This window comes from Aeromonas sp. 600774 (genome assembly GCF_049175075.1).
GTDB classification, from domain to species: Bacteria; Pseudomonadota; Gammaproteobacteria; order Enterobacterales; family Aeromonadaceae; genus Aeromonas; species Aeromonas veronii_A.
This window is the reverse complement of record NZ_JAAKUJ010000006.1, coordinates 130,670-156,083: the sequence shown is the minus strand read 5'-3', so window position 1 is coordinate 156,083 and position 25,414 is coordinate 130,670. Positions and strand designations below refer to the sequence as shown.

Genomic DNA, 25,414 nt, shown 5'->3' with positions numbered 1-25,414 from the left:
TTATCGACTTTATAAACAAAAACTTAACTCTCTCACAGCAAATCCAGCGAGAGTTGATTAACTTCACCCTCTTTTGGCAAACCCACCACCAAGCCCAGCAGGCGAACCGAACGCCCTTGCGCCCGCTGTAACCCCTCTTTGAGCAGGGGAACGAACAAGGCTGGCTGATAGCCACCCTGACTGCGATAGACGGTGGTCTGGTGGAAGTCGGCAAACTTGAGTTTAATCCCCTGCCCCATCACCTGCTCGGCAGGACACGCCAGCTGAAATCGCCGCTCCAGCTCCGGCAGCAGTTGCTGCAATACCGTCAGGCAGGCGGCTTCTTCACAGAGATCGCTCGCAAGGGTGGTCTCCACCCCGATGGTTTTGCGGATCCGGTGCGCCTGCACCGGCTGTTCATCCAGTCCCCAGATCCGGGTCGTCAGCATCTCCCCCAGCTTGCCAAAACGGCTGCACAGCTCTTGTGCCGACAAGGCCCGCGCATCCTCACAGGTGTAGAGCCCCTGAACCTCCAGCCGCTCGGCAGTCTTGCGCCCCACCCCGGGCAGTTTGCCGAGGGGCAACTGGCAGACAAATTCGGCCACTTCGTCGGGACGAATGACAAACAGACCATCAGGCTTGCGCTGCTCAGAGGCGAGCTTGGCGAGAAACTTGTTGGGGGCCACTCCGGCCGAGGCGGTCAACCCCAGTTCAGTGACGATGGCTTGCCGGATCTCTTGCGCCATCAGGGTGGCGCTGCCGCCACAGCAACGACTGTGGGTCACATCGAGGTAAGCCTCGTCCAGTGACAGCGGTTCAACCTGATCGGTATAGCGCAGGAAAATGGCCCTGAGCTGACGGGAGATATCCTTGTACACCGCCATTCGCCCAGGGATCAGTACCAGCGGCGGGCAGAGTTTTTTCGCCAGCGCGCTCGGCATGGCGGAACGCACCCCGAACCGGCGCGCCACATAGTTGCAGGTCGAGATGACGCCGCGCCGCTCGGAGGCCCCACCGATGGCGAGCGGCACCTCCCGCAACGCCGGATTGTCCCGCATCTCCACCGCGGCAAAAAAGCAGTCCATATCGATATGGATGATCTTGCGCATACCACTGTATAAATAAACAGACATGGCATCATCTTACCCCAAGGATAACCGCAGCTCTATCTCTCTCGTTGCGGCTAAAATAGTAGACTCCAAGGAGACCTTTACCACCACAATGACAAGGAGCGTTCGGGATGAAATATCTTTGGCTGGGACTCTGTTTACTGCCGTTGACCGGCATCGGCAAGAACAACCCGACGGCAGAGTGCCGCTGGCTCTACGACCGAATTGAGATACTGGAACAGGCTATCAAGAAAGGGGACAAGCTCGGCACAGAGCAAGAATTGGCACGCTGGAAAACTGAGTACAACAAAAAACAGTGCTCACAGTACGACTACTGAGCCGGACAAGATGGCGTGACCGACAACGGCAGATAACAAGCGGGCCCCGATCAAGATGACCGGGGCCCGTTTTCAAAGCATGGCCAGCTTGATTCTGCAGCAGAGTGCGCTCAAGGCAGCACCATAGGGCCAGCCACGGCGGTAGCCACGTCATCCCCGCGCAGCACCCGAACCAGTTCAAGGGCAAACTCAATGGCACTGCCCGGCCCCTGACTGGTGATAAGGCGATGAGCCTCATCCCTGACTACCCGCTCATGTGATAGCTGCGATATCTCCAGTTGGGACTGAAAGCCGGGATGACAGGTGACGATGGCCCCCTCCAGCAGACCGTGATATTGCAACACCACCACCGGAGCGGCGCAGATGGCAGCACGCCAGCGACCAAGAGCGGCCTGCTCTTTGAGCAGATCGATGGCCAGCGGGGTATCGTGGATCACTTCGCTGCCGGGCAGACCACCGGGTACCACGATGGCTTCAAAGTCCCGACGGGTCAGCTCGTCGATATGACAATCGGCAACCAGCTGTACCCCACGAGATGCCTTGATCTGACGCTCACCATGCGGACAACAAGAGGCAAGCACTACCTCGATGCTGGCTCGCACCAGCGTATCGACAATGGCGACCGTCTCTATCTCTTCCGACCCGGGGGCCACCAGCACCAATACACTCACGTTCGCCTCCTTGCCGCTTGCTCTGCCATGTAAAAGGTCAGGCGCCCTGACTCTTCTCTTTGATTGCCTGATAAAGCCCCTGATTGACCGGTACGGCGATGCCATGGCGGGCAGCCTTGGCCAGCAGGAAACCGGTGATGGCCTCAATCTCTGTCTCTCGTCCCAGCTCCATATCCTGATACATGGAGGAGTAATTGTCAGCGGTCAGTTCCACCACTGTCATCACCCGGCGCTGCAGCTCCTCAGCCGTGGTCGCAATCCCTTCGGCGCACATCACATCCGCCACTTCCACACAGATCTGCTGCAGGGCATCGGCAAAACGGGGGCCCGCCAGCTCGCCATTTTTCAGCTTGTAGAGGGCCGTCAGGGGATTGATGGCACAGTTGATGGCCAGCTTTTGCCACTGGCGCACCAATACCTGTTCATCCCAACCAGCCTGACCCAGTGCCAGCGCCAGCTCGTCCGCGAGCGCAGCATGGGCCTTGGCGGCGTCGTTGATCGGGCCAAGCCAGGTTTCACCCTTGCCAGTATGACGGAAGACAAAATGGCCGCACTGCATGGCGCCATGGCTGGTGACACCGGCAATCACCGGATTGTGCGGGAACATCTCGATCACCTGCTCGGCAATGCCCATCCCGTTGTGCAGCAAGACGATCGGCACGCCGGCATCCAGCTTACCCACCAGCGGCGTCAGTGCGGCAATCACCTGACTGGCCTTGGTCATCACCAGCAGACGCTGGATCTTGCCGGGTTTGCTGACAAATCCGCGCTCGATATTGAGCAGCTGGACATGCCCCTCCAGCGAGGTGAAATCGATCCCCGGATGGAGCGTGGACTTATGATGTTCGCGCAACAAGACACGGGTGGATTGACCACTCTGGGTCAGCAGGGAGGCAAAAACGCCGCCGAGGGCGCCACAACCCAACAGTGACCACTTCGGAGTAACGGGTGGAATAACGGGCTGTCGGGAATTTTTTAATCCGCTTGGCATGGTGTGACTCTGTCAGGGTAAGGGTTGCAATCCTCTCAACCTGTTACCGGGGATAAGTGAAGATGTCGCTGGTGGACACTAACGGGTCCACCCGTCCTGTGCGCAGGGGATTCTAGCAGAGCAACCCCATCAAAATCAGCAAATTTGCCCGTTTTCTGGTAGATTTGCCCCCCGATAACGCAACATGAGGAGCTCCGGCTATGCCGTCATTCGATATTGTCTCTGAAGTCAAAATGAACGAGGTGTTGAACGCTGTCGACAACGCCAATCGTGAACTGGCCACCCGTTTCGATTTTCGTGGGGTAGAAGCCAGCTTCGAGTTGAACAAGGAAGAGGTAAAACTGGAAGCCGATGCCGATTTCCAGCTCAAGCAGATGGTCGAAATCCTGCGCGGCGCCCTGCTCAAGCGCAACATCGAAAACAGCTCCATGGAAGTGGGTGACTCGGTTCACTCCGGCAAGCGTTTCCACCTGACCGTCAAATTCAAGCAGGGGATCGAGAAAGAGATCGCCAAGAAGCTGGTCAAGCTGATCAAGGACTCCAAAATCAAGGTACAGGTCGCCATCCAGGGTGATGAAGTACGTGTCACCGGCAAGAAGCGTGACGATCTGCAAGAGACCATAGCACTGGTCCGTGGCGCCGAACTGGGTCAACCGATGCAGTTCCAGAACTTCCGCGACTGATTTATCCACTCAGCCGTGGCGCACTTGATGACTCGCGCCACGCTATCTAAATCGCGGCCATAAAAAAACCGGAGCAAATGCTCCGGTTTTTTGTTCCCCAAGTTTTATTAGAACTTGTAGGTAACAGAGAAGTAGTGGCTGAAGCCGGTGCTCTTCCACGGGGTACCGTCGTAGGCTTTGGAGCCATCTTTGGTACCGTAGGCATCCATGAAATACTTCAGGCCATAACCAACCGCGTAGCGATCGGAGTGCCAGTAGATACCGTGGAAGGTAGCCAGGTTGTCGCTGGTACGGTCAGCACGGTCATGGGTATCCAGGCCGAATTGATAATCCAGATAACCCTGGTAGGAGACAAAGCTGCCGTTGCCGAAGGTATAGAAAGGCTTGAACCAGTTCATGGAGAACTGATAACCGTTCCACTCACCTTCTTCTTCGGTGAAGAACTGGTTCTCGGTGGCGTGACGTGCATACAGGTTCATGCCAACCTTGCCAAACCAGGGAACCATCACATCGGCACCCAGACCCAGCTGGTTTTCCATCTGCTTGTCACCAACGTTGTTCAGGTTGGCAATGTAAAGCTCTTGCACAGGACCAAAGGAGAGATCTTTACCTGTCAGCGCATCCAGAGACATACGCGGTGCAAACTTCATGAACAGGTTCTGACCATGGTGTTTATTGCTGTGACGGGAGTCGAAAATATCGAATACGTCGACGTAACCGTACAGGTCAAACAGGCCGGAGCGACCACCGAACTCCATTTCAAAATAGGTATCGTTGTAGTCCTCTTCACCGGTAGTGAAAGGACGCTGGTCGATAGTGTGCATTACGTTGAACTGCATCCACTTGTAGTCATTCTTGTGGATGTCACCGCTGTAGTCAGCAGCAAAGGCCGGAGTAGCGGCGGCAGCCAGCAGACCGGCAGCGATCAGAGTCTTGGTAAATTTGGCCATTTTATTGGTCTCTTGTGCGTTAGTTGAGGTTTTCCGTAGCCTGCCCACAAGGAGCGAGAGGAATTCTAATCAAATAAAATTGGGGGTGAAACAACTTCTCGGGAACTTTATCCGGAAGTGTGAATCTAATCACCCCCGATTCTACGCAAACGCTTGCTATTTGTCAGCATCTGAGAACAACTCACTCCCCTTGCGGGCGACCAGCACAATCAACAACAACACAGGCAAGCCCAACAGACTGGTGCCGACGAAGAAAGCACTGTAGCCAATCAGCTCCACCACCTGTCCCGAAAAACCGGCTAGCAACTTGGGCAGCAACAACATCACCGAGCTGAACAGTGCGTACTGAGTCGCCGAAAATGCCACATTGGTCAGGCTGGACAAATAGGTGACAAACGCCGCAGTGGCGATGCCGGCGCTGAGGTTATCCAGCGAAATAATCAGGGTCAGCAGCTCGAGATTATGGCCAACCTGATTGAGCAGAGCGAACAGCAGATTGGTGCTGGCGGTGAGCAGCGCCCCCAGAAACAGGATCCGCAGCGTGCCAAACCGCATCACCAGCACGCCCCCCAGTGCCGCCCCCACTAGCGTCATGATAACGCCAAACACCTTGGTGATAGTGGCGACTTCGGTCTTGCTGAACTGCATATCCACATAGAAGCTGTTGGACATCACCCCCATCACCACATCCGCAATCCGATAACAGGCGATAAGCAACAGGATCAGCAGCGCCGAGCGACCATAGCGGCGAAAGAAGTCGGCAAACGGACTCCAGACCGCCTCATAACCCCATGCTCCGGCACTTGCCAAGGGAGCGGGCCACCCCTTTTCCAGCAGCAGCGCCTTGCGCTCAGCCTGTTGCCTGCCCTGACCGGCCAGATCGATATCCGGTTCATGGCAGAACAGGGTGGTAATCATCCCAAGCGACATCAGACCGGCCATCACCAGATAAGTGATCTGCCAGCCACGATAGTCATAGCCGCTGTTGCTGCCAAACCAGGCTGCCAGCGCCAATGCGCCGGCACCGGCGATGATCATCGCCAACCGGTAGCCAGTCATGTAGGAGGCCGCCATCGCAGCCTGCAGTCGCTCGGGCGCGGATTCGATGCGATAGGCGTCGATCACGATATCCTGAGTCGCCGAGGCAAAGGCCACCAGCAGGGCGAACAAGGCCAAATGAGTCAACCCGCTCTTGGGATCACAAAACGCCATCCCTACCAACGCAGCCGCGATCAATAGCTGGGAGAAGAACATCCAGCTACGACGACGCCCCAACAGGGTAGAGAGCAGTGGCAATGGCATACGATCCACCAGCGGCGACCACAACCATTTAAAGCCGTAGGCCAGCGCCACCCAGCTCATGTAACCGATATCGGTCAGGCTGACATCTGCCTCGCGTAACCAGAATGAGAGGGTGCCAAATACAAGCAACAGCGGCAGACCCGATGAAAAGCCCATGGCAAAGAGAATGAGTACTCGAGCTTCGAGATAAACGGCTAGCGATTCCCGCCAACTCGGTGTGCGGATCATATTCAACTACCTGACGACTTTGGAAAAGTGCGTCATTTTGGCAGGTTGATGACAGATAGCCAAGGCAGGTAAGGAGATAGGCGCAAGAAGCCTGGCCAGAGAAAAGGCCCATCCCGGAGGGGATGAGCCTTGTATTGTGGCCTGACGAGTGCGAAGTGACGCACTCTGTCTGGCGAGAGTTACTTGCCCGCTTTCTTGTCTGTCGGGGTTTCTGCCAGTAATACCACCTTCTTCAGAATGATGGGGCTGGTCGGCACATCGTTGGCACGCAGAATGGGGCTGTAACCGGTCTGAACCTGGGCCAACTTGTCCAGCACTTCCATCCCCTGCACCACCTGGCCGAACACGGTATAACCCGCAGAGCCACCGGCGTTGAGGTTATTGTTGTCGACCAGATTGAAGTAGAACTGGCGAGTGGCACTGTCGACTGCCTGGGTGCGGGCCATGGCGATGGTGCCGCGCTTGTTGGGCAAGCCACCGCGAGACTCGTTGACCACCGGCTCATAAGTTGGCAGTTGCTGGAACTGCTGGTTGTAGCCCCCACCCTGCACCACGAAATCCTGGATCACCCGATGGAAGATGCTGCCGTCATAGCTGCCATCAGCCACGTAGCGCAGGAAGTTTTTCACCGTCTGGGGCGCCTGCTTGGACGCCAGCTCCACCACGATATTGCCGTGGTTGGTCTCCATTCTGACTTTCGGACCCGCGAACGCCAGCGGGGCGATCAACATGGCCAGCAACCAGAGTTTTTTCATCATCAGACCCCTGCGCCGTTCGGTTGACCTTTAAGGTAACCGCGCAGCGCCTCATCGGCCATGATCTGCTGCAGCACGCTACCCAGTTGCAGGTTCAGTGTAGACTCGAGATCGGCCATGCTTGGCTCGCTCGGACTCTCCTTGCTGGAGGACATGTTGAACTGCTTGGTCAGACGGTTACCCTGGAAATCGGCGATCACCTGCAGGCTGACACGGGACTTGGTGACATAGGTAAAGGTCTTCTCTTCCACATTGACCGCGGCACTGGAGATCACCAGCGTCAGGTTGGTGGTACCACTGTTGCCCACTTCCAGACCCTGACTACGCAGTCCTTCCGCCAGCCGTTCGGCCATCAGCAGATTGAGCGGGCGCTCGCTGTTGACCAGCACCGGCGCTTTCTCCTTGTGTTTGATGGAGAAGACATAGGCAGCCTCACGCTTGTCTACCCCTTCCATGGTGATGCGATTGCCAGAGTAATATTGCTGGTTGGCGGGGATCACCTGCGGATTGAGCAGCGCCGTCTCCGGCCAATGAGTGGCACACCCGCCCAGCATCAGGGCGGCCAGCAGCAAGAGTGACTTTTTCATCATGGTTTCCTTTGGCTTTAGCGTTTGATGGCTTTCAAAATAACGAATTTGCTGTTCGACGCAACGACTTGTGCGTTGGCAAACAAGCGCTTGAGTTTGTTGTGATAGTCCAGATGACGGTTGCCTACTATCCAGAGTTCCCCTCCGCGAGGCAACACCCAGTGCGCATCACTGAACATCTGCCAGGCGATATGATCGGTGATCGCCTGCAACTGATGGAAGGGGGGATTGCAGAGGATCCGATCCGCCGAACCGACCGCCACCCCGTCGAGACAGTTGTTGACCATAAAGCGGGCTCGCGGCAGAGCATCAGGCAGATTGTGCTCGACGTTGAGCTGTGCCGAGGCAACCGCCATATAGGATTCATCGATAAAGGTCACCTCCACCTCGCTGTCTTTGGCGAGCAGCGACAGACCCAGCACCCCATTGCCACAGCCCAGATCGATCACCTTGCGGGCACTGTGGATGGGCAGATTGTCCAGCATAAAGCGGGCACCAATATCGAGACTGGTGCGCGAGAAGACATTGGCATGGTTGTGGATGAGCATGCCACTCCCCTCCAGCGGCCACACGGTCGGGAAGGGGTTGGCCAGCTCGGGTTGCCCGGCCTGCGGCTCGCAGTGAATGAGGCGCGCCTTCTTCCAGGCCAGCGAGGTACGGGTAGGCCCCAGATACTTCTCGAACAACTTGAGGGTGGAGGTATGAATATCCTTCGCCTTGCCGGCAGCGATAACGCGGGTTGCCGGTGTCACCACCTCCCGCAGCGCCAGCAGTTGCTGCTCCAGCAGTGCCTGATATTTGGAGACCTTGATCACCACCAGCGCAGGAGCATCGGGCAGCGGCGCCAGCGCATCCTGCAAGCGGATACCACCCGCATCCAGTCCGTTTTCGGCCAGATTGGCCAGGGTCGCCCGCTCACTGATGTAGGAGTCGGTGACGCAGCAGGGGGAGTGCGGATGCAGATAGGCGGCCAGCGCGCCAAAACCGTCATTCATGATGATGACGGGGCCCGCCTGCTCGAGGGGGGACTCCGCCAGAGTGTTGATCAGATATTCGTCAGCTGCATCCCAGGCTTGCAGGGTCTCCTGACTCTGGCGTGGGTAGCGGTAGAGCGTGAGTCGGCAATGGGGAGTGTCGAGAAGGGTTTGCATAAGAAGAGTCCAACCTCGGCTTCATTCATGGATACAGGCGCCAGGTGCGACGCAAAGTGGCGCTATTCTAGCGAGGAGCAGGAATTTCACCAGTTCGGAGCGTGCCAATGAACGGATAGCAGGTGATTTTCCTTTTGCGGGGGCTTATTCCACACCCAGACAGCCGATAGAATGGTCCGACATTCACTCTGGAAGCTGATCCTATGACTATCCAACAACTGATTGAAGCCAAGCTGACGGCAGCCCTCTCCCCCACTCTGCTGGAAGTGATCAATGAGAGCCATATGCATCGCGTGGAACCGGGCTCAGAGAGTCACTTCAAGGTGGTGATCGTCAGCGAACAGTTTGCGAGTCAGCGCCTTCTCTCTCGCCATCGTCAGGTCAACGCCATCCTGGCCGATGAGCTGGCCGGCGCTGTCCATGCACTTGCACTGCATACCTACACGGCAAGCGAGTGGCAGGAGAAGGGTAAGGCACCACGCACACCAGCTTGTGTAGGCAACCCCTCGCACTCCTGATCGGCTGGCTGTTACCCATTGCGCTGCCCCACCGCCCTATGGGTGACAAACACACAAAAATTAAACAAAAAGCCGCCAGCCTGCTGATCCTGACAACCATAAATAGGTATTTAATTCAGTTTTCCCTAGAAGCTGAGTCACAGCCTTACACAAACATACCCACATTGGGGTATTAAAATAAAAAAACCTTTAAAACCACAGCTTACAAGGAATTCAGGGGTTATTCATTGCAGGTTAATTTTGTGATGACGCAGGGATTTTGCCTATTTGGCATGGCAGAAAATGGGCCTTAAGTGGTAGACTCAAGCGCTTTTGAGTGACCTCGCATGTTGAATAATTGTTGAGCCTGACCACCCGGCGCAGCCACAACAGCGACTCATTCAACCACCCGTCGTGATGTATTTCTCGGCGCTAACCAACCTCTCTTCCCGTAACGGTAGTGCAATTAAGTATGATTACAATCAAAAGAGGACTGGACATCCCCGTGCTGGGTGCGCCAGAGCAAGTAATCTACGATGGCCCCGCCATCACCCGTGTTGCTACACTGGGCGAGGAGTTCGTGGGGATGCGACCTACTATGTTCGTCAAAGTAGGTGATCGCGTCATCAAAGGTCAGGAGCTCTTCGAAGACAAGAAGAATCCCGGCGTTAAATTCACGGCCCCCGCCACCGGCGTAGTTTCAGAGATCAACCGTGGAGCCAAACGTGTGCTCCAGTCTGTGGTCATCGACCTCGACGGCTCCGATGAGCAGGTGACCTTCGAGCATTTTGCCTCTTCCGAGCTGGCCAAGCTCGAGCGCAGCAAGGTGCAAGAGATCCTGGTTGCATCAGGCCAGTGGATCGCACTGCGCACTCGCCCGTTCAGCAAAGTCCCTGCGGTAGGCTCAGCCCCGCGCGCCATCTTCGTGACCGCGATGGACACCAACCCGCTGGCCGCCAACGCAGAGTTGATCATCAAAGAGCAGTCTCAGGCGTTTCTAGACGGTCTGGCCGTGCTGACTCGTCTGACCGACGGCACCGTCTATGTCTGTAAAGGCGAAGGCAGCCTGCCCCACTCTCCGCTGGCTCAGGTCAAAGAAGAGATCTTCGTCGGTCCGCATCCTGCCGGTCTGCCTGGTACCCATATCCACTTCCTGGATCCGGTCAGCAGCACCAAGGTGCAGTGGCACATCAACTATCAGGATGTGATCGCGTTCGGCAAGCTGTTCACCACCGGCCAGATCTATACCGACAAGGTGATCGCCCTGGCTGGCCCGAACGTGCTCAAACCGCGTCTGCTGCGTACCCGTCTGGGTGCCTGCATCAGCCAGCTCACCAACAATGAGCTGCGTGCCGATGAAAACCGCGTCATCTCCGGTTCCCTGCTGAGCGGCGCCAAGGCTGATGGTGTTCACGACTATCTGGGTCGTTACCACAATCAGGTCTGTGCACTGGGCGAGGGTCGTGAGAAAGAGTTCCTGGGCTGGATCAACCCCAGCGCCAACAAGTTCTCCATCACCCGCACCACCCTCTCTCACCTGATGAAGGGTCGCCTTATCAACTTCACCACCACTACCAACGGTAGTGACCGTTCCATGGTGCCTATCGGCAACTATGAACGGGTGATGCCACTCGACATCCTGCCTACCCTGCTGCTGCGGGATATGGTCTCCGGCGATACCGACGGTGCGCAAGCACTGGGTTGCCTGGAGCTGGATGAGGAAGATTTGGCCCTCTGTACTTTCGTTTGCCCCGGCAAGACCGAGTACGGCCCTATCTTGCGTGAGTGCCTGACCAAGATTGAACTGGAAGGTTAAGCGATGAGTTTCAAGCAACTTCTTGAAAATATGGAACATCACTTCGAACCGGGTGGAAAGTACGCCAAGTACTACGCCCTGTTCGAAGCGGCGTATACCCTGTTCTATACCCCGGGTACCGTTACCCGCAATGCCGCCCACGTCCGTGATGCGCTCGATCTGAAGCGCATGATGATCATGGTGTGGCTGGCCGTGTTCCCGGCCATGTTCTGGGGCATGTACAACGTTGGCAACCAGGCCATCGCCGCCATTGCCCACATGGGCTCGGCAGCCGGTGCCAGCAGCTGGCAATATGCCCTGGCCACCATGCTGGGTGCCTCCCTCGATCCGGCTGTTGCCGGTATCGGCAGCAAGATGCTGATTGGCGCCACCCACTTCTTCCCGATCTACATCACCGTCTTCTTTGTCGGTGGTTTCTGGGAAGTGCTGTTCGCCATGGTGCGCAAGCACGAGATCAACGAAGGCTTCTTCGTGACCTCCATCCTGTTTGCCCTGATCGTGCCGCCCGAGCTGCCCTTGTGGCAAGCTGCTCTGGGCATCACCTTCGGTGTGGTAATGGCCAAGGAAGTGTTCGGTGGTACCGGCAAAAACTTCCTGAACCCTGCGCTGGCTGGTCGTGCGTTCCTGTTCTTCGCCTACCCGGGCCAAATCTCCGGTGACGCAGTCTGGGTTGCCGTTGATGGCTACTCCGGCGCAACCGCGCTGAGCCAGTGGGCTCAGGGCGGCCAGATGGCGCTGATCAACGGTGCCACCGGTCAGGCTATCAGCTGGATGGACGCTTTCCTTGGCAACCTGCCGGGTTCCATTGGTGAAGTCTCTACCCTGATGATCCTGCTGGGCGCAGCCATGATCGTCTACATGCGCATCGCCTCCTGGCGCATCATCGCCGGCGTGATGGTCGGTATGATCGCCACTTCCCTGCTGTTCAACGTCATCGGTTCCGATACCAACCCCATGTTCAACATGCCGTGGCACTGGCATCTGGTACTGGGTGGCTTCGCCTTCGGTATGGCCTTCATGGCAACCGACCCCGTCTCCGCCGCCTTTACCAACAAGGGCAAGTGGTGGTATGGCGCCCTGATCGGCGTGATGGTCGTGCTGGTTCGCGTGGTCAACCCTGCGTTCCCGGAAGGCATGATGCTGGCCATTCTGTTTGCAAACCTGTTTGCTCCCCTGTTTGACCATTTCGTCGCTCAGGCAAACATCAAGCGGAGGATTGCTCGTGGCGTTTAATAAAGACTCAACCTTCGGCACCATCAGCGTGGTCACCGGCCTCTGTCTGGCCTGTTCCATCGTGGTATCCGTTGCTGCCGTTGGCCTGCGTTCTACCCAAGAGGAGAACAAGGCGCTGGATAAACAGAGCAATATTCTCTCCGTAGCCGGCGTGGACATCAGCGATGTAGCCAAGCGCGATCTGGCCAAGCTGTATGGCGACAAGATCGAAGCCCGTCTGGTGGATCTCGCCACCGGTAACTTTGTTGACGGCGATGCCGACAACTTCGATACCAAACAGGCGGCCAAAGATCCGGCGCAAAACATCCGTCTGGCTGCTGCCGAGGACAAGGCTGGCCTGCGCCAGATCTCCAAGCTGGTTCCGGTGTTCTTCGCCAAGGATGCCGATGGCAAGATCGACAACATCATCCTGCCCATCTACGGTCAGGGTCTGTGGTCTACCATGTATGCTTTCGTCGCCGTTGCCGCTGATGGCCAGACTATCAAGGGCATCACCTACTATGACCACGGTGAAACCCCGGGTCTGGGCGGTGAAATCGAGAATCCGGCCTGGCGCGAGCTGTTTGTTGGCAAGAAGCTGTTCGATCAGGATGGCATGCCGGCGCTGCGCGTCATCAAGGGTCACGCTCCGGCGGGCTCCGAGCACGAGATCGACGGTCTCTCCGGCGCCACCCTGACCGGTAACGGTGTACAGCATACCTTTGACTTCTGGATGGGTCCAAAGGGCTTCGGTCCTTTCCTGGCCAAGGTTCGTGCAGGAGAAATCAACAATGGCTGACAAGAGCGAAATGAAAAAGTTGCTGTTGACTCCAGTGCTGGGCAACAACCCCATCGCCTTGCAGGTGCTGGGTGTCTGTTCCGCACTGGCGGTTACCAGCCAGATGAAGACAGCGTTTGTAATGACCCTTGCGGTCATGGCGGTCACCGCCTTCTCAAACCTGTTCATCTCCCTGATCCGCAACCAGATCCCGAACAGCGTGCGGATCATTGCCCAGATGGCGATCATCGCCTCGCTGGTTATCGTGGTTGACCAGGTGCTCAAGGCGTATGCCTATGACATCTCCAAGCAGCTGTCGGTCTTCGTCGGCCTCATCATCACCAACTGTATCGTGATGGGCCGCGCCGAAGCCTATGCCATGAAGAGCGCGCCGCTCCCCTCCTTCCTGGACGGTATCGGTAACGGTTTGGGCTATGGCGCCATTCTGCTGAGTGTCGCGACCGTGCGTGAAGTGCTGGGCTCCGGCACCTGGTTCGGCATCGAGCTGCTGCCGCTGGTGAACAACGGTGGCTGGTATGTACCCAACGGCCTGCTGCTGCTGCCGCCGAGTGCATTCTTCATCATTGGTCTGATCATCTGGGGCGTGCGCACCAAGGATCCCAAGCAGGTGGAGGCGAAGGATTAAGGTATGGAACATTATCTGAGTCTGTTGATTCGTTCGATTTTTATCGAAAACCTGGCACTCTCCTTCTTCCTGGGGATGTGTACTTTCCTGGCAGTGTCCAAGAAGGTAAAGACCTCCATGGGTCTGGGTATTGCCGTTATCGTGGTGCAAACCATCGCCGTACCGGTCAACAACCTGATCTACAACTACGTGCTGAAGGCCGGAGCCCTCTCCCCTGACCTGGATCTGAGTTTCCTGAGCTTCATCACCTTTATCGGGGTGATCGCGGCGCTGGTGCAGATCCTGGAGATGGCGCTGGACAAGTACTTCCCGGCTCTCTACAACGCCCTGGGTATCTTCCTGCCGCTCATCACCGTGAACTGCGCCATCTTCGGTGGCGTCTCTTTCATGGTGCAGCGTGACTACACCTTCGTGGAGTCTGTGGTCTACGGTGTAGGCTCAGGTGCAGGCTGGATGCTGGCGATCGTTGCGCTGGCGGGTATCCGCGAGAAGATGAAGTACTCCGATGTTCCGGAAGGCCTGCGTGGTCTGGGCATCACCTTCATCACCGCCGGTCTGATGGCGCTGGGCTTCATGTCCTTCTCTGGTATCTCCCTGTAATCGGCTTTCCTGCAATCAGAAAGGAACGATAGATGGAAATTATTTTGGGTGTGGTCATGTTTACCGTGATCCTGCTGGCACTGGTGGCAGTGATTCTGTTCGCCAAGTCCAAGCTGGTGACCGCGGGCGACGTGACAATCAGCATCAATGGTGACCCGGCCAAGGCTGTGACCAGCCCGGCAGGTGGCAAGCTGCTCGGCGTACTCGCCGGCAACGGTATCTTCGTCTCTTCCGCCTGTGGCGGCGGTGGCTCCTGCGGCCAGTGCAAGGTACGGGTGAAATCCGGTGGCGGCGACATCCTGCCGACCGAACTGGATCACATCAGCAAGGGCGAAGCCCGTCACGGCGAACGTCTTGCCTGTCAGGTCACCGTTCGTGGCGACATGGACATCGAACTGCCGGAAGAGATATTCGGGGTGAAGAAGTGGGAATGTACTGTTATCTCCAACGATAACAAGGCCACCTTCATCAAGGAGCTCAAGCTGCAGATCCCCGATGGCGAGAGCGTGCCGTTCCGCGCCGGTGGTTATATCCAGATCGAAGCGCCGGCTCACCACGTTTACTACAAGAACTTCGATATTCCCGAGGAGTACCGTGGTGACTGGGATCGCTTCAAGATTTTTGATCTGGAGTCCAAGGTCGATGAGCCGATCATCCGTGCCTACTCCATGGCCAACTATCCGGAAGAGTTCGGCATCATCATGCTGAACGTGCGTATCGCCACACCGCCCCCGAGCAACTGGACTGCCCCTCCGGGACAGATGTCCTCCTACATCTTCAGCCTGAAGCCGGGTGACAAGGTGACCATCTCCGGTCCGTTCGGTGAATTCTTCGCCAAGGATACCGATGCAGAAATGGTCTTTATCGGTGGTGGTGCGGGTATGGCGCCTATGCGCTCCCACATCTTCGACCAGCTGCGTCGCCTGAAGTCCAAGCGCAAGATGAGCTTCTGGTACGGTGCCCGTTCCAAGCGCGAGATGTTCTATGTCGAAGACTTCGACATGCTGGCGGCCGAGAACGAGAACTTCACCTGGAACGTCGCCCTGTCCGATCCGCAACCGGAAGACAACTGGGATGGCTACACCGGCTTCATCCACAATGTGCTCTACGAGAACTATCTCAAGAACCACGAAGCGCCGGAAGATTGCGAGTTCTACATGTGTGGACCTCCCGTAATGAACGCAGCCGTCATCAACATGCTCAAAGATCTGGGCGTTGAGGACGAGAACATCCTGCTGGATGATTTTGGTGGTTAATCCATGAACAGCGTTGTAAAAACCTGGCTAGCCTTCGGGCTAGCCTTTTTCTTGACAGGGTGCGGTCAGGAAAGCACGGTCCAGTCGAAACCGGAGATCCATATCACCGGCAGCACCATGGGCACTTACTACTCCATCAAGGTGGCGGACAACGTCATCAGCGATGCGGCCAAGTTTCAGGCCGAGGTCGACGTACTGCTGGAGCGAGTCAACGATCAGATGTCCACCTATCGTCCCGATTCCGAGCTGTCGCGCTTCAACCAGCACCACAGTTCGACACCGGTAGTGGTATCACGGGACACGGCTCGGGTCATAACAGAAGCCATTCATATTGGCCGTGAGAGCCAGGGGGCGCTTGACGTCACCGTCGGCCCCTTGGTCAATCTGTGGGGCTTCGGTCCGGACAAGCGACCGACCAAAATACCATCGGAGGAGCTGATCACCCAGACCCGTCAGAAGACCGGCCTGGGCAACCTGCACGTCATCACTTCGGTCGATGCCGATACCCTGCAAAAGGATATTCCCGACCTCTACGTTGATCTATCCGCCATTGCCAAGGGCTTTGGTGTCGACAAGGTAGCCGAGTATCTGGAGTCTCTGGGTGCGCGCAACTATCTGGTAGAGATCGGCGGCGAGCTGCGGATCAATGGCGTCAACGGCAAGGGACACCCCTGGCGCGTTGCCATCGAAAAGCCGACAGCCAATGCCGGTTCGGTGCAGGAGGTGATCGTTCCGGGTGACAACGGTGTGGCCACTTCGGGTGAATATCGCAACTACTATGAGATGGATGGCCAGCGCTTCTCCCACACCATAGATCCACGCACCGGCAAGCCAATCCAGCACCGCATGGTGTCGGTCACCGTGCTCCACCCCTCCTGCATGACCGCAGACGGGCTGGCGACCGTATTCATGGTCATGGGACCGGAGAAGAGCCTGGCCTATGCCAACGAGCGCGGCCTGGCGATCTTCGTGATCACCAAGACGGACAACGGCTTTGAAGAGGCCTACTCCGATGCGTTCAAACAGTATCTGGTCAGGAAATAGGGAGGATAGATGCAGGTTTTTCTGATCACCTTCGGGGTATTCATGCTGGTGATAGCCGCCATGGCTATCGGCTATATCTTCCAGAAAAAATCCATCTCCGGCTCCTGTGGCGGTCTGGGGAGCGTTGGCATCGAGAAAGAGTGCGATTGCCCGGAACCCTGCGACAATCGCAAGAAGAAGATGGCCAAGGAAGAGGCCCGTCGCAAGATGCTGGAAGAGAACCGCATCATCTGATGACCCTGATTTCTCGATAAACAAAAGCGCGCTGGTGGCGCGCTTTTTTATTGGCTTTCATGCAGTGTAGGCCGGTCATAATTTTCGCTCGATATAGAGGATCACCTCCCCCAAATGGATGCCGAACTTGCTGATAGCAGCGCGATTGATCAGTCGATCCTCATCCAGCAGATACATCCAGTCATCGAAGCTCACCCGCACCACCTCGCCATCCGGCAGCGCCAGATCGAGCTGATAACGCCAGTTGAGGGCGAACCCTTCGCTTTTACCCACCGCCTCTCCCACCACATCGGAAGCGGTACCGCGCCAGTGACCATCAGCCCCCTTGCTCAGATACCAGGTTCGGGTCTGCTGGCGGCCATCGTCAAAGTAGAACTGCTCGAACAGCTCTCCCTTGCCGTTCTGCCAGCGCCCCACCATCTCTACCCGAAAGCGACTGGTCACTTCGCCGCTGCGGTCGGTTACCAGGCCGTGAGCCACTAATTTACCGTTGAAGAAACGGGCGAGATCCCAGTTTGGCCCCTGCCCCCGATAGTCATCGAGACTGGCACCACAGCCGCTCAGCAGCAAAAAAGGGAGCAACAACAACCAGCGGTATGCACGATAGAAGGACATCAAAGACTCCATGTTCAGGGTTGGCCACGCAGGCGGCGGGTCAGGGCAGGATCGCGGCTATTGTCAGCCAGCCAGATGGCGAGAAAAGCGGCCGAAAAATGTGGATCGGCCAGAGTGCCGAGGGGTTTTTCCTGCCACCAGAAGTGGCCTGCCCCCCCCTTGTCGACATAGAAGGTGAGCTTGTCGCCTGCCTGCACATCGGGCCAGAGTGCTGCGAGCTGGCCGAGCCAGCGCTGACGCTCGGCGTCGGAGCCAAGACCGAGCCGCTGCCACTCGGCGGCGGTGGCGCTCAGCAGGTCTTCCCGCTCGATGGATCTGGCATAGGTGAGGGTCAGGGCCTGCGGATAGTGACCGGGCTGATAGCGCCCGCTCGCACTGTAGAGGGTGGCATCGTAGAGCTTGAACCAGAGCCAGTTCATCTCCCCCTGCCCGACCGGGCGCAGCTGCTGCCAGGGGGCGGCAGAAGCCTGCACCGCGGTTGCAGCAAAGAGCGTAATCGCCAGCAGCAGCGGGTTAATTCCACCCCATATGCCAGTGGTTGGGGTCTTCCAGTTCATGCCAGTCCATCTCCTGTTCCTGCAGGGTGTTGATATCCTGCATCACCACCTGCACCAGCTGCCCCTGCGCATCCCGCTGGCAGGCAACCACCAGATAGAAGCGATCAGTCAGCTCATGCTGGCTCTCTTTGGTCCATTTGGAAAACAGCAACGAGTCGGTCGAAAAGGTGTTTGTCATGACTCACCCTCCAGCTTGACCATTACCCACAGGAGTACGGGTAACCACCACATCCAGATCACTGCCAGCAGCGCCGAACTGATCCAGATGCCCCAGGGTAAGTTTACTGCCCCCATGGCAGCCCCCGCCACATAGGAGGAGGCACCGCCAAACACACCAAACAGAGCCTGCTGCCAGCGAGGCAAGCGCAGCAGCCAGCGCATACCGTGGGCCAGCGTCAGGGCAAAACCGAGCCAGAGCAGCACCAGCCAGAGGGGAAAACCGGACGGGAAACGGAACAGGCCGAGCTGCCAGAGCAGAGCATCCAGCAGACAGCCGGCAACCGCGATGGGAAGCAGCCGCCAGTCACGCTGGCGGCTGGGTGAGAAGAGAAAGTGCAGCAGCAACATTGCCAGCAGCGGGCCCGGCTGCTGCCACTTCACCGCCAGCAACCAGTAGAGGTTGAACCCCAGCAGGTGAGCCCACTGCCACATGGTCAGTGACCGCTTACTGGCACATCACCCGACCAGCCAGCGGGCCCCGGCTTGGCGGCCTCCAGCTGCACCAGACTGATGCTGCGCTCCCAGAATCCCCCCTCGCAATAGGCGAAGTAGAAGTGCCACAACCGGATGAAATCCTGGCTGTAACCGAGCTTGGGCAGCTCGGGCGCCAGCGCCAGAAAGCGATCGCACCAGTGAGCCAGGGTGCGGGCATAGTGATGGCCGTGATCGTGCAACCGTACCAGTTGCATGTCGGTCTCCCGCGCCAGCAACCCTGCCATCTGGGAGACGCTCGGCAGGCAGCCACCGGGGAAGATGTAACGCTGGATAAAATCGACCCCGCGCAGATACTGGGCGTGGCGCTGATCGGCGATGGTGATGGCCTGAATGAGCAGACGGCCACCGGGTTTGAGCAGCCGCGACAGCTGGCGGAAATAGTCGGGCAGGAAGGCGTGGCCCACCGCCTCGATCATCTCGATGGAGACCAGCTTGTCATACGTCCCCTCCAGCTTGCGGTAATCCTCCAGCAGCAAGGTGATGCGATCCCCCAGCCCCTCCCGCGCAATCCACTCCTTGGCATAGTCATGCTGGGCCCGGGAGATAGTCGTAGTGGTCACCCGGCAGCCATAGTGGCGGGCGGCATAGACGGCGAGGCCACCCCAGCCGGTGCCGATCTCCAGCAGATGATCGTAAGGCCCCAGCTCCAGCCGCTCGCAGATGGTGCGCAACTTAGCTTGCTGACCCTCTTCCAAAGTGGCCTCGGCGCTCGGGTAGATGGCGCTCGAGTACTGCATATGGCTGTCGAGAAAGCCCTGATAGAGGGTATTGCCGAGATCGTAGTGGGCGGCGATGTTGGAGCGCGAACCGGTCAGGGTATTGCGGTTGAGCCAGTGGCGCACCTTGTTGAAGGGGAAGCTGAGCCAGCCGAGGCGCCGTTCGAGGGAGTCGAGTAGGGTCAGATTGCGGGCCAGCAGCCGCACCAGCGCCACCGGATCCGGGCTGGTCCAGAGTCCCTCCACCCAGGTTTCTCCGGCGGCAATGCTGCCCCCCAGCAGCAGGCGACGATAGAAGGTCGGATCCTGCACTACCAGTTCGGCATGCAGATCGGTACCCGCGACGCCAAAGCTGTGGCGCTCACCGCCATCCCGCAGCAGCAGCTGGCCATGTTCGAGGCGACCCAGCAGATTGAGCAGCAGTTGTCTTGCCCCCTTGTCGATGAAAGAGGCAGAGAGGGTTGATTGAGCAAGTTCCATTAGCGGCTCTCCGGATGGGTAAAAATCGGGGTTCGTTTGATAAAAAGACGCAGGGCCTGCCAGTAGATCCCGAGCAGCACCTTCATAGTCATCCATGGCCAGCGGGCCAGCAGGGCCACCAGCCCCTTGCGTGACAAGGGTTCGCGCGTGAGCGCCAGGGTTGCGTCAAACAGCTTGGCTTCACCGGATACGGGATGACTCTCGATATGGATCAGAGTCTCCTGCGCGGGCGGCCTGATCCGCCAGTGATAACGCATCGCCAGCCCCATAAAGGGGGAGACGTGAAAATCCTTGTCATGGGGCGCCAGCGCCGCCAGATCCAGCAGGTAGTAGTGACGCTCGTTCCAGGGGGTGTTGGAGACCTCTGCCAGCAGATAGCGCGCCTCGCCCTGCCGGTAGCAGAAGTAGAAGTTGACCGGGCTGAAGTAGAACCCCAGACAGCGCACATTGCCGAGCAGCAGCACCCGCCCCTCGGGGTCGGCATCGCCACCCAGCTCGCTCACCTTATGCCACACCGCCTGCTTGAGGCACCCCTCGCTGCCCTTGAGATAGTCGTCGCGGTGAAACGAGAGCAGCCCAGCTCGCTCAACCCCGAACCAGCGCCCCTGATCGAGCTGCGGCAGCTCGTCGAGATCCAGCCCCAGCATAAAGAGGCTGTAGGAGAAGGCGTGAGCCCGCGGCGCAAAACGGCGGTGGCGTACCGAGCCCTGCCAGATGGCGCTGGTGACGCCAGCCAGTTCGTCGGCACGCTCATGTTCGGTGGCCACTGTGGCGCCGTTCATAGCTCGGCCCCGAAGCGCCTGGCGACGTCCAGCGCGCTGCGTACCCCATCCTCGTGGAAGCCGTTGTACCAGTAGGCGCCACAGAAGTGGGTGTGCTGCTGGCCGCAGATCTCCGCGCGGCGCTGCTGGGCGGCGATGGAGGCCTGATTGAACACCGGATGGTGATAGACAAAGCGGCGCAGCACCTTGCTCTCATCCACCTTGCCCTTGGGATTGAGGCTGACGCAGAAGGGCTCCGGCGAGTTCACCCCCTGCAGGATGTTCATGTTGTAGCTCACCAGCGGCCGCGCCTCGTCGTTGCCATCGAGCTGATAGTTCCAGCTGGCCCATGCCTTGCGGCGGGTGGGCAGGCAGCGGGCATCGGTATGGAGCCAGACATCGTTGGCCTGATAGGGCATGTCGCCGAGGATGGCCAGCTCCCGCTCGCCGGGATCCGCCAGCAGCGCCAGCGCCTGATCGCTATGGCAGGCGAAGATCACCTCGTCAAACCGCTCCTCGCCGTAACTGCTCTGGATCACCACCCCATCCGCTTCCCGCCGTACGCTCTGCACCGGACAAGCAAGGCGGATCTGCGACTGCCAACCCGCGGTGAGTGGCCCGATATATTCCCGCGAGCCGCCCGGGATCACGTACCACTGGGGGCGATTGGCCACATCCAGCAGGCCATGGTTGGCAAAAAAGCGCAGGAAGAAGCCAAGGGGGAAGGCGCGCATATCGGCCAGGGTCGATGACCAGATCGCCGCCCCCATCGGCAAGATGTAGTGGCGGGCGAAGTAGTCGCTAAACTCCCCCGCCAGCAAAAAATCCCCCAGAGTCAGCTCGGGGCCAGCCCCCTGATGCTGACCATCCGCCAGCCAGGCCCGCGCCTCCCGGTTGAAACGCAGGATCTCGGCAACGAAGCCGTAGAAGCGCGGGCTCAACAGATTGCTGCGCTGGGCAAACAGGGTGTCGAGGTTGTGGCCGTTATACTCCAGCCCCTCCGGGCTCTTCACCGAGAAGCTCATCTCGGCCGGTTGGCGCGCCATGCCGATCCGCGCCAGCAACTTCAAGAAGTTGGGGTAGGTGCGATCGTTGAAGACGATAAAGCCGGTGTCGATGGCATAGCTGCGGCCAGCCTGATTCACATCGACGGTCGCTGTGTGGCCGCCCAGGGTCGGAGCCGCCTCGAACAGGGTGATGTCATGGAGTTTGTGGAGCAGAAAACCGGCGGTGAGCCCCGAGATCCCTGAACCGACGATGGCGATCTTTTTCTTCATGAATGGCTTCCTTTCGATACGAGTGCGCGGCCAAGGCGCAGCCAGAGCCCCACCGGCAGCGCACCAAGCAGGCGCAGCAACCAGATGAAACGGCGGGGAAAGTGGATCTGGTGACGACCAGCGGTCAGCCCGTCCATGATGGCGCGAGAGGCATGCTCCACCGTCACCAGACAGGGCATGGGAAAATCATTTTTGGCGGTGAGCGGCGTCTGGACAAAGCCGGGGCGGATCAGGGTCACCCCGATCCCTTTGCTGGCCAGATCGAGGCGCAAGGTATCCGCCAGATAGTCGAGGGCAGCCTTGGAGGCGCCATAGGCCTCGGCCCGAGGCAGCGGCAGCCAGCTCACCGACGAGCTAACGATGGCCAGCCGTGACCCAGCCCCGAGCAACGGCAAGAAGGCGGCCAGCGCATGGCCGGTGGCGGTCAGATTGGTCTCAATCACTCGGGCAAACAGCGCGCTGTCAAACCCCTCCGCCACATCCATGTACTCGCAGTTGCCTGCGTTGAGGATCAGCAGATCGAGGGATGGCAGCATAGCAGCCACCCCGCTCATTGCGGCCAGATCCCGGGCATCGAACTGCAGCGGCGTCACGCCATCCAGCCCCAGCGCCTGCAGCCGTTCGCCATCGCGGCCACAACCCCACACCTGCCAGCCGGCGCGCCGGTAATCCAGCGCCAACTGGCGACCTATGCCGGAGGTCGCGCCTGTGATAAGCACTCGGCCGCTCATGCGCCAAGCCTCATCTTGATGGTGCGAACCACTGGCCCGAGCAACGGCAACTGCTCGTAGAGCATGGCGCCCAGGTCAAAATAGTCCCTGTGCTGGCACACCTTGCCCGCCTCGTCGAATTCGAGGCGGGTGGCCCCCTCCACCGTCACCGGCTCACCACCACGCAATCTGGGGTGAGAGAAGGTCATGGTCCAGCCGAGCCAGGCCTGTGGCCCTTGCTGCTGCTGACTGGTGATGACGAAACGGCAGTAGGCGAGACGCTGATAGAGGGCGGCAAAATAGTCGCCAAGGGCCGCCAGCCCCTCGATACGGTGAGCCGGATCGATAAAGACCACCTGTTCGGCATAGACCTCGGGCAAGCGGTGCAACTGCTGTTTGTCCAGTTGTTGATAGAGGCCAATAAAGCGGGCCAGCGGCTCGTTCATCCTATTTCTCCAGAGAGCGAAACATCTCGATGGCTCTCACCCGGGCAATGGCGTGATCCACCATGGGGGCCGGATAATCCTGCCGCCTCTTGAGCCGTAGCCAGTCGTGGGGCTGATGCACGTAAGCGGCGGGAATATCGGCCAGTTCAGTTACCCAAGTACGGATAAACTCCCCTTGTGGATCAAATCGTTGCCCCTGAGTGGTGGGGTTGAAAACCCGAAAGTAGGGTGCCGCATCGGCACCGGTGCCCGCCGCCCACTGCCAGCCACCGTTGTTGGCTGCCAGATCCCCGTCGATCAGTCTACTCATGAAGTAATCCTCCCCGAGCCGCCAGTGGATATGGAGATCCTTGGTAAGAAAACTCGCCACTATCATCCGCAACCGGTTGTGCATCCAGCCGGTGGTGTTGAGACAGCGCATCGCAGCATCGACGATGGGGTAGCCAGTGCGCCCCTCGCACCAGGCGGCGAAGGCATCCGGATCCCAGCTCCACGGCAAGGCTGCCGTCTCTGGTTTGAAGGGGCGATTCATGGAGAGAGTCGGGATCAGCAGCAGCAGGTGGCGATAGAACTCGCGCCAGATGAGCTCATTGAGCCAGACAAAGCCGGGCTGGGCCTTGGACTGGGGCCGGTAGCCAAGGCGCTGCTGGAGCGCCGCCACACACTGGCGCGGGCTGATGATGCCCGCAGCCAGATAGGGGGAGAGCACGGACGTGCCCGCGATGGCTGGAAAATCACGCTGTTCGCCATAGTCAACCACGGCACGCTCCAGAAAAATGTTCAAACGGCGCAGAGCTTCTGCCTCCCCCACTGGCCAGCGGGGATCAGGCGTCAGCTCGCCGAGAGCCTCATCAACCCACGCACGTTCGGCCAGCGGCTGCCACGGCAACGGCTCGCCACGCGGTGTCGGCGCCCGATGAATGACAAAACCATCCTCGTCGAGAGCCTTGAGCCAGGCACGGCTGAAGGGGGTGAAGACTTTGAACATCTCCCCCGACCCGGTCAGCACACGCCCCGGCGGCAACACGCAGCAGCCGTTGAACCAGTGACAGCTCACCGCCTGCTCTGCCAGTGCGGCAGTGACGGTGTGGTCACGACGCAGCTCATCGATCTCGATGGCTTGATTGGCGTAGAGCTGGGTTACGCCCAGCTCGCGGCAAAGATCTGCCAGCGCTGCTGGCACCTCGGCAAAGGTCTCCACTCGCAGCAGATGAAGCGGGATGCCGAGCGCCGCCAGCTCGCGGCCCAATTCATTCACCTGCGCAAACATAAAGCGCTGACGGATGGGGGCCATTTTGTGCTGCTGCCACTGGGTGGGGGAGATGATAAAGAGGGCGGCGACCGGCTCATCACCAGCGCAGGCATGCCGCAGCGCGGGGTTGTCGGCAAGGCGAAGATCATTGCGAAACCAGACCAGTTTCATGATTCTTTCCTCCCGCGTCCGCTGGTGCCAGCAGCATCTGGGGCATCCGCCATCAGCTCGGCAAGGCTCGCCTGCCAGCCATGGGCTTTAAGCCACTCATCGTCGTAGAGGCGCCCCAGCTCACCAAACAGGCGCGTGCCGGCGGGCCAGCCGGTAGCCAGCTCCTGCTTACCGAGCCCTGCCCCCAGCAGCACCAACCAAGGGGTGGCAGCACGTCCCTCAAGCAGGCTGGCATGGCGGGGCTCCACCGCCCCCAGCAGTTGCACCTCATAACCCTGACCGATCAGCTCGTAAGCAGCCCACACCAGATCGAGGGGGCCAACCTGTCCCCAGCTCGCCAGCGTAATCGGCACGCCCTTCTCCTGCTCGATCAGGTGGCGGGCGAAGCGGGTATGGAGCCAGCCCAGCCACACCTGTTGCAGCAACTCGCCATCCGGCCGATCGCGCCACAACCCCAGCAGCCGCTCCACAAGCGGTTGCAGTATCCGGCTGCGCACCAGTTCGAACGGATAGCTAGCCAACAGATCGCTGAGCTCGGCCTCCGCCTTGCGCTGATTGAAGGCAAGCAGTGCCTGACTGAACTGCTCCAGGGTCTGCTGCCAGTGATCGCTCACTGGCTCGGAATGGGGTTCGCTCAAGAGCCCCTTCACCTGCCCGATACTCACACCCCGCTCCAGCCAGCTCAGGATCTCGCCGATTTGGCGGATATCCTGCTCGCTGTAGAGGCGGTGGCCCTTTTCGGTGCGGGCCGGTTGCACCAGACCATAGCGGCGCTGCCAGGCACGCAGGGTCACGGCGTTGACGCCGGTGAGACGGGAGACCTCGCGAATGGGGTAGATCCCCTCATCAGCCAGAGGAGCAACTTCTTGCGATAAATCAGACATGACA

30 protein-coding genes are annotated in these 25,414 nt (G+C 58.8%); 11 read left to right on the top strand and 19 right to left on the bottom strand.

What is annotated here, in order from left to right; all coding sequences use genetic code 11:
• Positions 1–32: 32 nt before the first annotated feature.
• Positions 33–1,088: a DNA polymerase IV gene (gene dinB / locus G5171_RS08605; RefSeq protein WP_421260068.1), complete on the bottom strand. Its 1,056-nt coding sequence runs from the start codon at positions 1,086–1,088 to the stop codon at positions 33–35.
• A 131-nt stretch (positions 1,089–1,219) separates the two neighbouring features.
• On the opposite strand from dinB, the gene G5171_RS08600 reads away from it, so the two are divergent.
• Positions 1,220–1,426, top strand: a complete 207-nt coding sequence (locus G5171_RS08600; protein WP_005338629.1) for a hypothetical protein — start codon at positions 1,220–1,222, stop codon at positions 1,424–1,426.
• 110 nt (positions 1,427–1,536) lie between these two features.
• On the opposite strand, the gene G5171_RS08595 is transcribed toward G5171_RS08600, so the two are convergent.
• Together G5171_RS08595 and G5171_RS08590 are read right to left on the bottom strand one after the other, a co-directional pair.
• Positions 1,537–2,097 (bottom strand): DJ-1 family glyoxalase III, encoded by a 561-nt coding sequence (locus G5171_RS08595; protein ID WP_421260052.1) that lies wholly within the window; start codon positions 2,095–2,097, stop codon positions 1,537–1,539.
• A gap of 37 nt (positions 2,098–2,134) precedes the next feature.
• The gene (locus G5171_RS08590; protein ID WP_421260051.1) at positions 2,135–3,088 is read right to left on the bottom strand and encodes a ketopantoate reductase family protein; all 954 of its coding nucleotides are present in this window, start codon (positions 3,086–3,088) and stop codon (positions 2,135–2,137) included.
• Positions 3,089–3,288: 200 nt separating this feature from the next.
• Here G5171_RS08590 and G5171_RS08585 point away from each other — a divergent pair, with 200 nt between their 5' ends.
• The gene (locus tag G5171_RS08585; RefSeq protein ID WP_421260050.1) at positions 3,289–3,771 is read left to right on the top strand and encodes a YajQ family cyclic di-GMP-binding protein; all 483 of its coding nucleotides are present in this window, start codon (positions 3,289–3,291) and stop codon (positions 3,769–3,771) included.
• Between the two features lie 107 nt (positions 3,772–3,878).
• Here G5171_RS08585 and G5171_RS08580 read toward each other — a convergent pair whose 3' ends face one another.
• From G5171_RS08580 to G5171_RS08560, 5 genes are all read right to left on the bottom strand, one after another.
• Complete coding sequence (locus G5171_RS08580; RefSeq protein WP_204385165.1) at positions 3,879–4,721, bottom strand: outer membrane protein OmpK; 843 nt, start codon at positions 4,719–4,721, stop codon at positions 3,879–3,881.
• Between the two features lie 156 nt (positions 4,722–4,877).
• Positions 4,878–6,257 carry an AmpG family muropeptide MFS transporter gene (locus G5171_RS08575; RefSeq protein ID WP_421251319.1) on the bottom strand — a complete coding sequence of 460 codons (1,380 nt, stop codon included), beginning with the start codon at positions 6,255–6,257 and terminating at the stop codon, positions 4,878–4,880.
• 173 nt (positions 6,258–6,430) lie between these two features.
• Complete coding sequence (locus tag G5171_RS08570) at positions 6,431–7,006, bottom strand: peptidylprolyl isomerase (RefSeq protein ID WP_337073776.1); 576 nt, start codon at positions 7,004–7,006, stop codon at positions 6,431–6,433.
• 2 nt (positions 7,007–7,008) lie between these two features.
• Positions 7,009–7,593, bottom strand: coding sequence for a YajG family lipoprotein (locus G5171_RS08565; RefSeq protein ID WP_005343685.1), 585 nt, complete (start codon positions 7,591–7,593; stop codon positions 7,009–7,011).
• Between the two features lie 17 nt (positions 7,594–7,610).
• Positions 7,611–8,744 carry a methyltransferase gene (locus G5171_RS08560; RefSeq protein WP_421260049.1) on the bottom strand — a complete coding sequence of 378 codons (1,134 nt, stop codon included), beginning with the start codon at positions 8,742–8,744 and terminating at the stop codon, positions 7,611–7,613.
• 203 nt (positions 8,745–8,947) lie between these two features.
• Between G5171_RS08560 and G5171_RS08555 the strand changes: the two genes are divergently transcribed.
• From G5171_RS08555 to nqrM, 9 genes are all read left to right on the top strand, one after another.
• Positions 8,948–9,262: a BolA family protein gene (locus G5171_RS08555; protein WP_216979343.1), complete on the top strand. Its 315-nt coding sequence runs from the start codon at positions 8,948–8,950 to the stop codon at positions 9,260–9,262.
• Positions 9,263–9,713: 451 nt separating this feature from the next.
• Positions 9,714–11,057, top strand: a complete 1,344-nt coding sequence (locus tag G5171_RS08550; RefSeq protein ID WP_005343681.1) for a Na(+)-translocating NADH-quinone reductase subunit A — start codon at positions 9,714–9,716, stop codon at positions 11,055–11,057.
• Between the two features lie 3 nt (positions 11,058–11,060).
• Positions 11,061–12,290, top strand: coding sequence for an NADH:ubiquinone reductase (Na(+)-transporting) subunit B (locus tag G5171_RS08545; RefSeq protein ID WP_005343679.1), 1,230 nt, complete (start codon positions 11,061–11,063; stop codon positions 12,288–12,290).
• On the top strand, positions 12,280–13,068 hold the full coding sequence (locus G5171_RS08540) for a Na(+)-translocating NADH-quinone reductase subunit C (protein ID WP_005343676.1): 789 nt from the start codon (positions 12,280–12,282) through the stop codon (positions 13,066–13,068). The genes G5171_RS08545 and G5171_RS08540 overlap by 11 nt, the downstream gene beginning before the upstream one ends.
• Positions 13,061–13,693, top strand: a complete 633-nt coding sequence (locus tag G5171_RS08535) for an NADH:ubiquinone reductase (Na(+)-transporting) subunit D (RefSeq protein ID WP_005343673.1) — start codon at positions 13,061–13,063, stop codon at positions 13,691–13,693. Before G5171_RS08540 ends, G5171_RS08535 begins: the two co-directional genes overlap by 8 nt.
• Before the next feature lie 3 nt (positions 13,694–13,696).
• Positions 13,697–14,293, top strand: coding sequence for an NADH:ubiquinone reductase (Na(+)-transporting) subunit E (nqrE, locus tag G5171_RS08530; protein WP_005343672.1), 597 nt, complete (start codon positions 13,697–13,699; stop codon positions 14,291–14,293).
• Between the two features lie 32 nt (positions 14,294–14,325).
• Complete coding sequence (gene nqrF, locus G5171_RS08525; RefSeq protein ID WP_005343670.1) at positions 14,326–15,549, top strand: NADH:ubiquinone reductase (Na(+)-transporting) subunit F; 1,224 nt, start codon at positions 14,326–14,328, stop codon at positions 15,547–15,549.
• 3 nt (positions 15,550–15,552) lie between these two features.
• Positions 15,553–16,593, top strand: a complete 1,041-nt coding sequence (locus G5171_RS08520) for an FAD:protein FMN transferase (protein ID WP_421260048.1) — start codon at positions 15,553–15,555, stop codon at positions 16,591–16,593.
• A gap of 9 nt (positions 16,594–16,602) precedes the next feature.
• A complete protein-coding gene (gene nqrM / locus G5171_RS08515; RefSeq protein ID WP_216951909.1) occupies positions 16,603–16,827 on the top strand; it encodes a (Na+)-NQR maturation NqrM in 225 nt (74 codons plus the stop codon).
• A 75-nt stretch (positions 16,828–16,902) separates the two neighbouring features.
• On the opposite strand, the gene G5171_RS08510 is transcribed toward nqrM, so the two are convergent.
• The 11 genes from G5171_RS08510 to G5171_RS08460 are packed head-to-tail and all read right to left on the bottom strand — an operon-like array spanning position 16,903 to position 25,410.
• The gene (locus G5171_RS08510; protein ID WP_421260047.1) at positions 16,903–17,442 is read right to left on the bottom strand and encodes a DUF3833 domain-containing protein; all 540 of its coding nucleotides are present in this window, start codon (positions 17,440–17,442) and stop codon (positions 16,903–16,905) included.
• Positions 17,443–17,456: 14 nt separating this feature from the next.
• Positions 17,457–17,999 carry a chalcone isomerase family protein gene (locus G5171_RS08505; protein WP_421260046.1) on the bottom strand — a complete coding sequence of 181 codons (543 nt, stop codon included), beginning with the start codon at positions 17,997–17,999 and terminating at the stop codon, positions 17,457–17,459.
• Positions 17,956–18,177 carry a TIGR02450 family Trp-rich protein gene (locus G5171_RS08500; RefSeq protein ID WP_005338671.1) on the bottom strand — a complete coding sequence of 74 codons (222 nt, stop codon included), beginning with the start codon at positions 18,175–18,177 and terminating at the stop codon, positions 17,956–17,958. Before G5171_RS08500 ends, G5171_RS08505 begins: the two co-directional genes overlap by 44 nt.
• Positions 18,174–18,650, bottom strand: coding sequence for a DUF2878 domain-containing protein (locus G5171_RS08495; protein ID WP_421260045.1), 477 nt, complete (start codon positions 18,648–18,650; stop codon positions 18,174–18,176). Before G5171_RS08495 ends, G5171_RS08500 begins: the two co-directional genes overlap by 4 nt.
• A gap of 2 nt (positions 18,651–18,652) precedes the next feature.
• A complete protein-coding gene (locus G5171_RS08490; protein ID WP_421260044.1) occupies positions 18,653–19,909 on the bottom strand; it encodes a class I SAM-dependent methyltransferase in 1,257 nt (418 codons plus the stop codon).
• Positions 19,909–20,691, bottom strand: coding sequence for a DUF1365 domain-containing protein (locus tag G5171_RS08485; protein WP_319919345.1), 783 nt, complete (start codon positions 20,689–20,691; stop codon positions 19,909–19,911). Before G5171_RS08485 ends, G5171_RS08490 begins: the two co-directional genes overlap by 1 nt.
• The gene (locus tag G5171_RS08480; RefSeq protein ID WP_421260043.1) at positions 20,688–21,947 is read right to left on the bottom strand and encodes an NAD(P)/FAD-dependent oxidoreductase; all 1,260 of its coding nucleotides are present in this window, start codon (positions 21,945–21,947) and stop codon (positions 20,688–20,690) included. The genes G5171_RS08485 and G5171_RS08480 overlap by 4 nt, the downstream gene beginning before the upstream one ends.
• A complete protein-coding gene (locus G5171_RS08475) occupies positions 21,944–22,678 on the bottom strand; it encodes an SDR family NAD(P)-dependent oxidoreductase (RefSeq protein ID WP_421260042.1) in 735 nt (244 codons plus the stop codon). The genes G5171_RS08480 and G5171_RS08475 overlap by 4 nt, the downstream gene beginning before the upstream one ends.
• A complete protein-coding gene (locus G5171_RS08470) occupies positions 22,675–23,103 on the bottom strand; it encodes a nuclear transport factor 2 family protein (protein WP_139410959.1) in 429 nt (142 codons plus the stop codon). The genes G5171_RS08475 and G5171_RS08470 overlap by 4 nt, the downstream gene beginning before the upstream one ends.
• Position 23,104: 1 nt before the next feature.
• Positions 23,105–24,526 (bottom strand): deoxyribodipyrimidine photo-lyase, encoded by a 1,422-nt coding sequence (gene phrB / locus G5171_RS08465; RefSeq protein ID WP_421260041.1) that lies wholly within the window; start codon positions 24,524–24,526, stop codon positions 23,105–23,107.
• The gene (locus tag G5171_RS08460) at positions 24,523–25,410 is read right to left on the bottom strand and encodes a MerR family transcriptional regulator (RefSeq protein ID WP_421260040.1); all 888 of its coding nucleotides are present in this window, start codon (positions 25,408–25,410) and stop codon (positions 24,523–24,525) included. Before G5171_RS08460 ends, phrB begins: the two co-directional genes overlap by 4 nt.
• Positions 25,411–25,414: the final 4 nt, after the last annotated feature.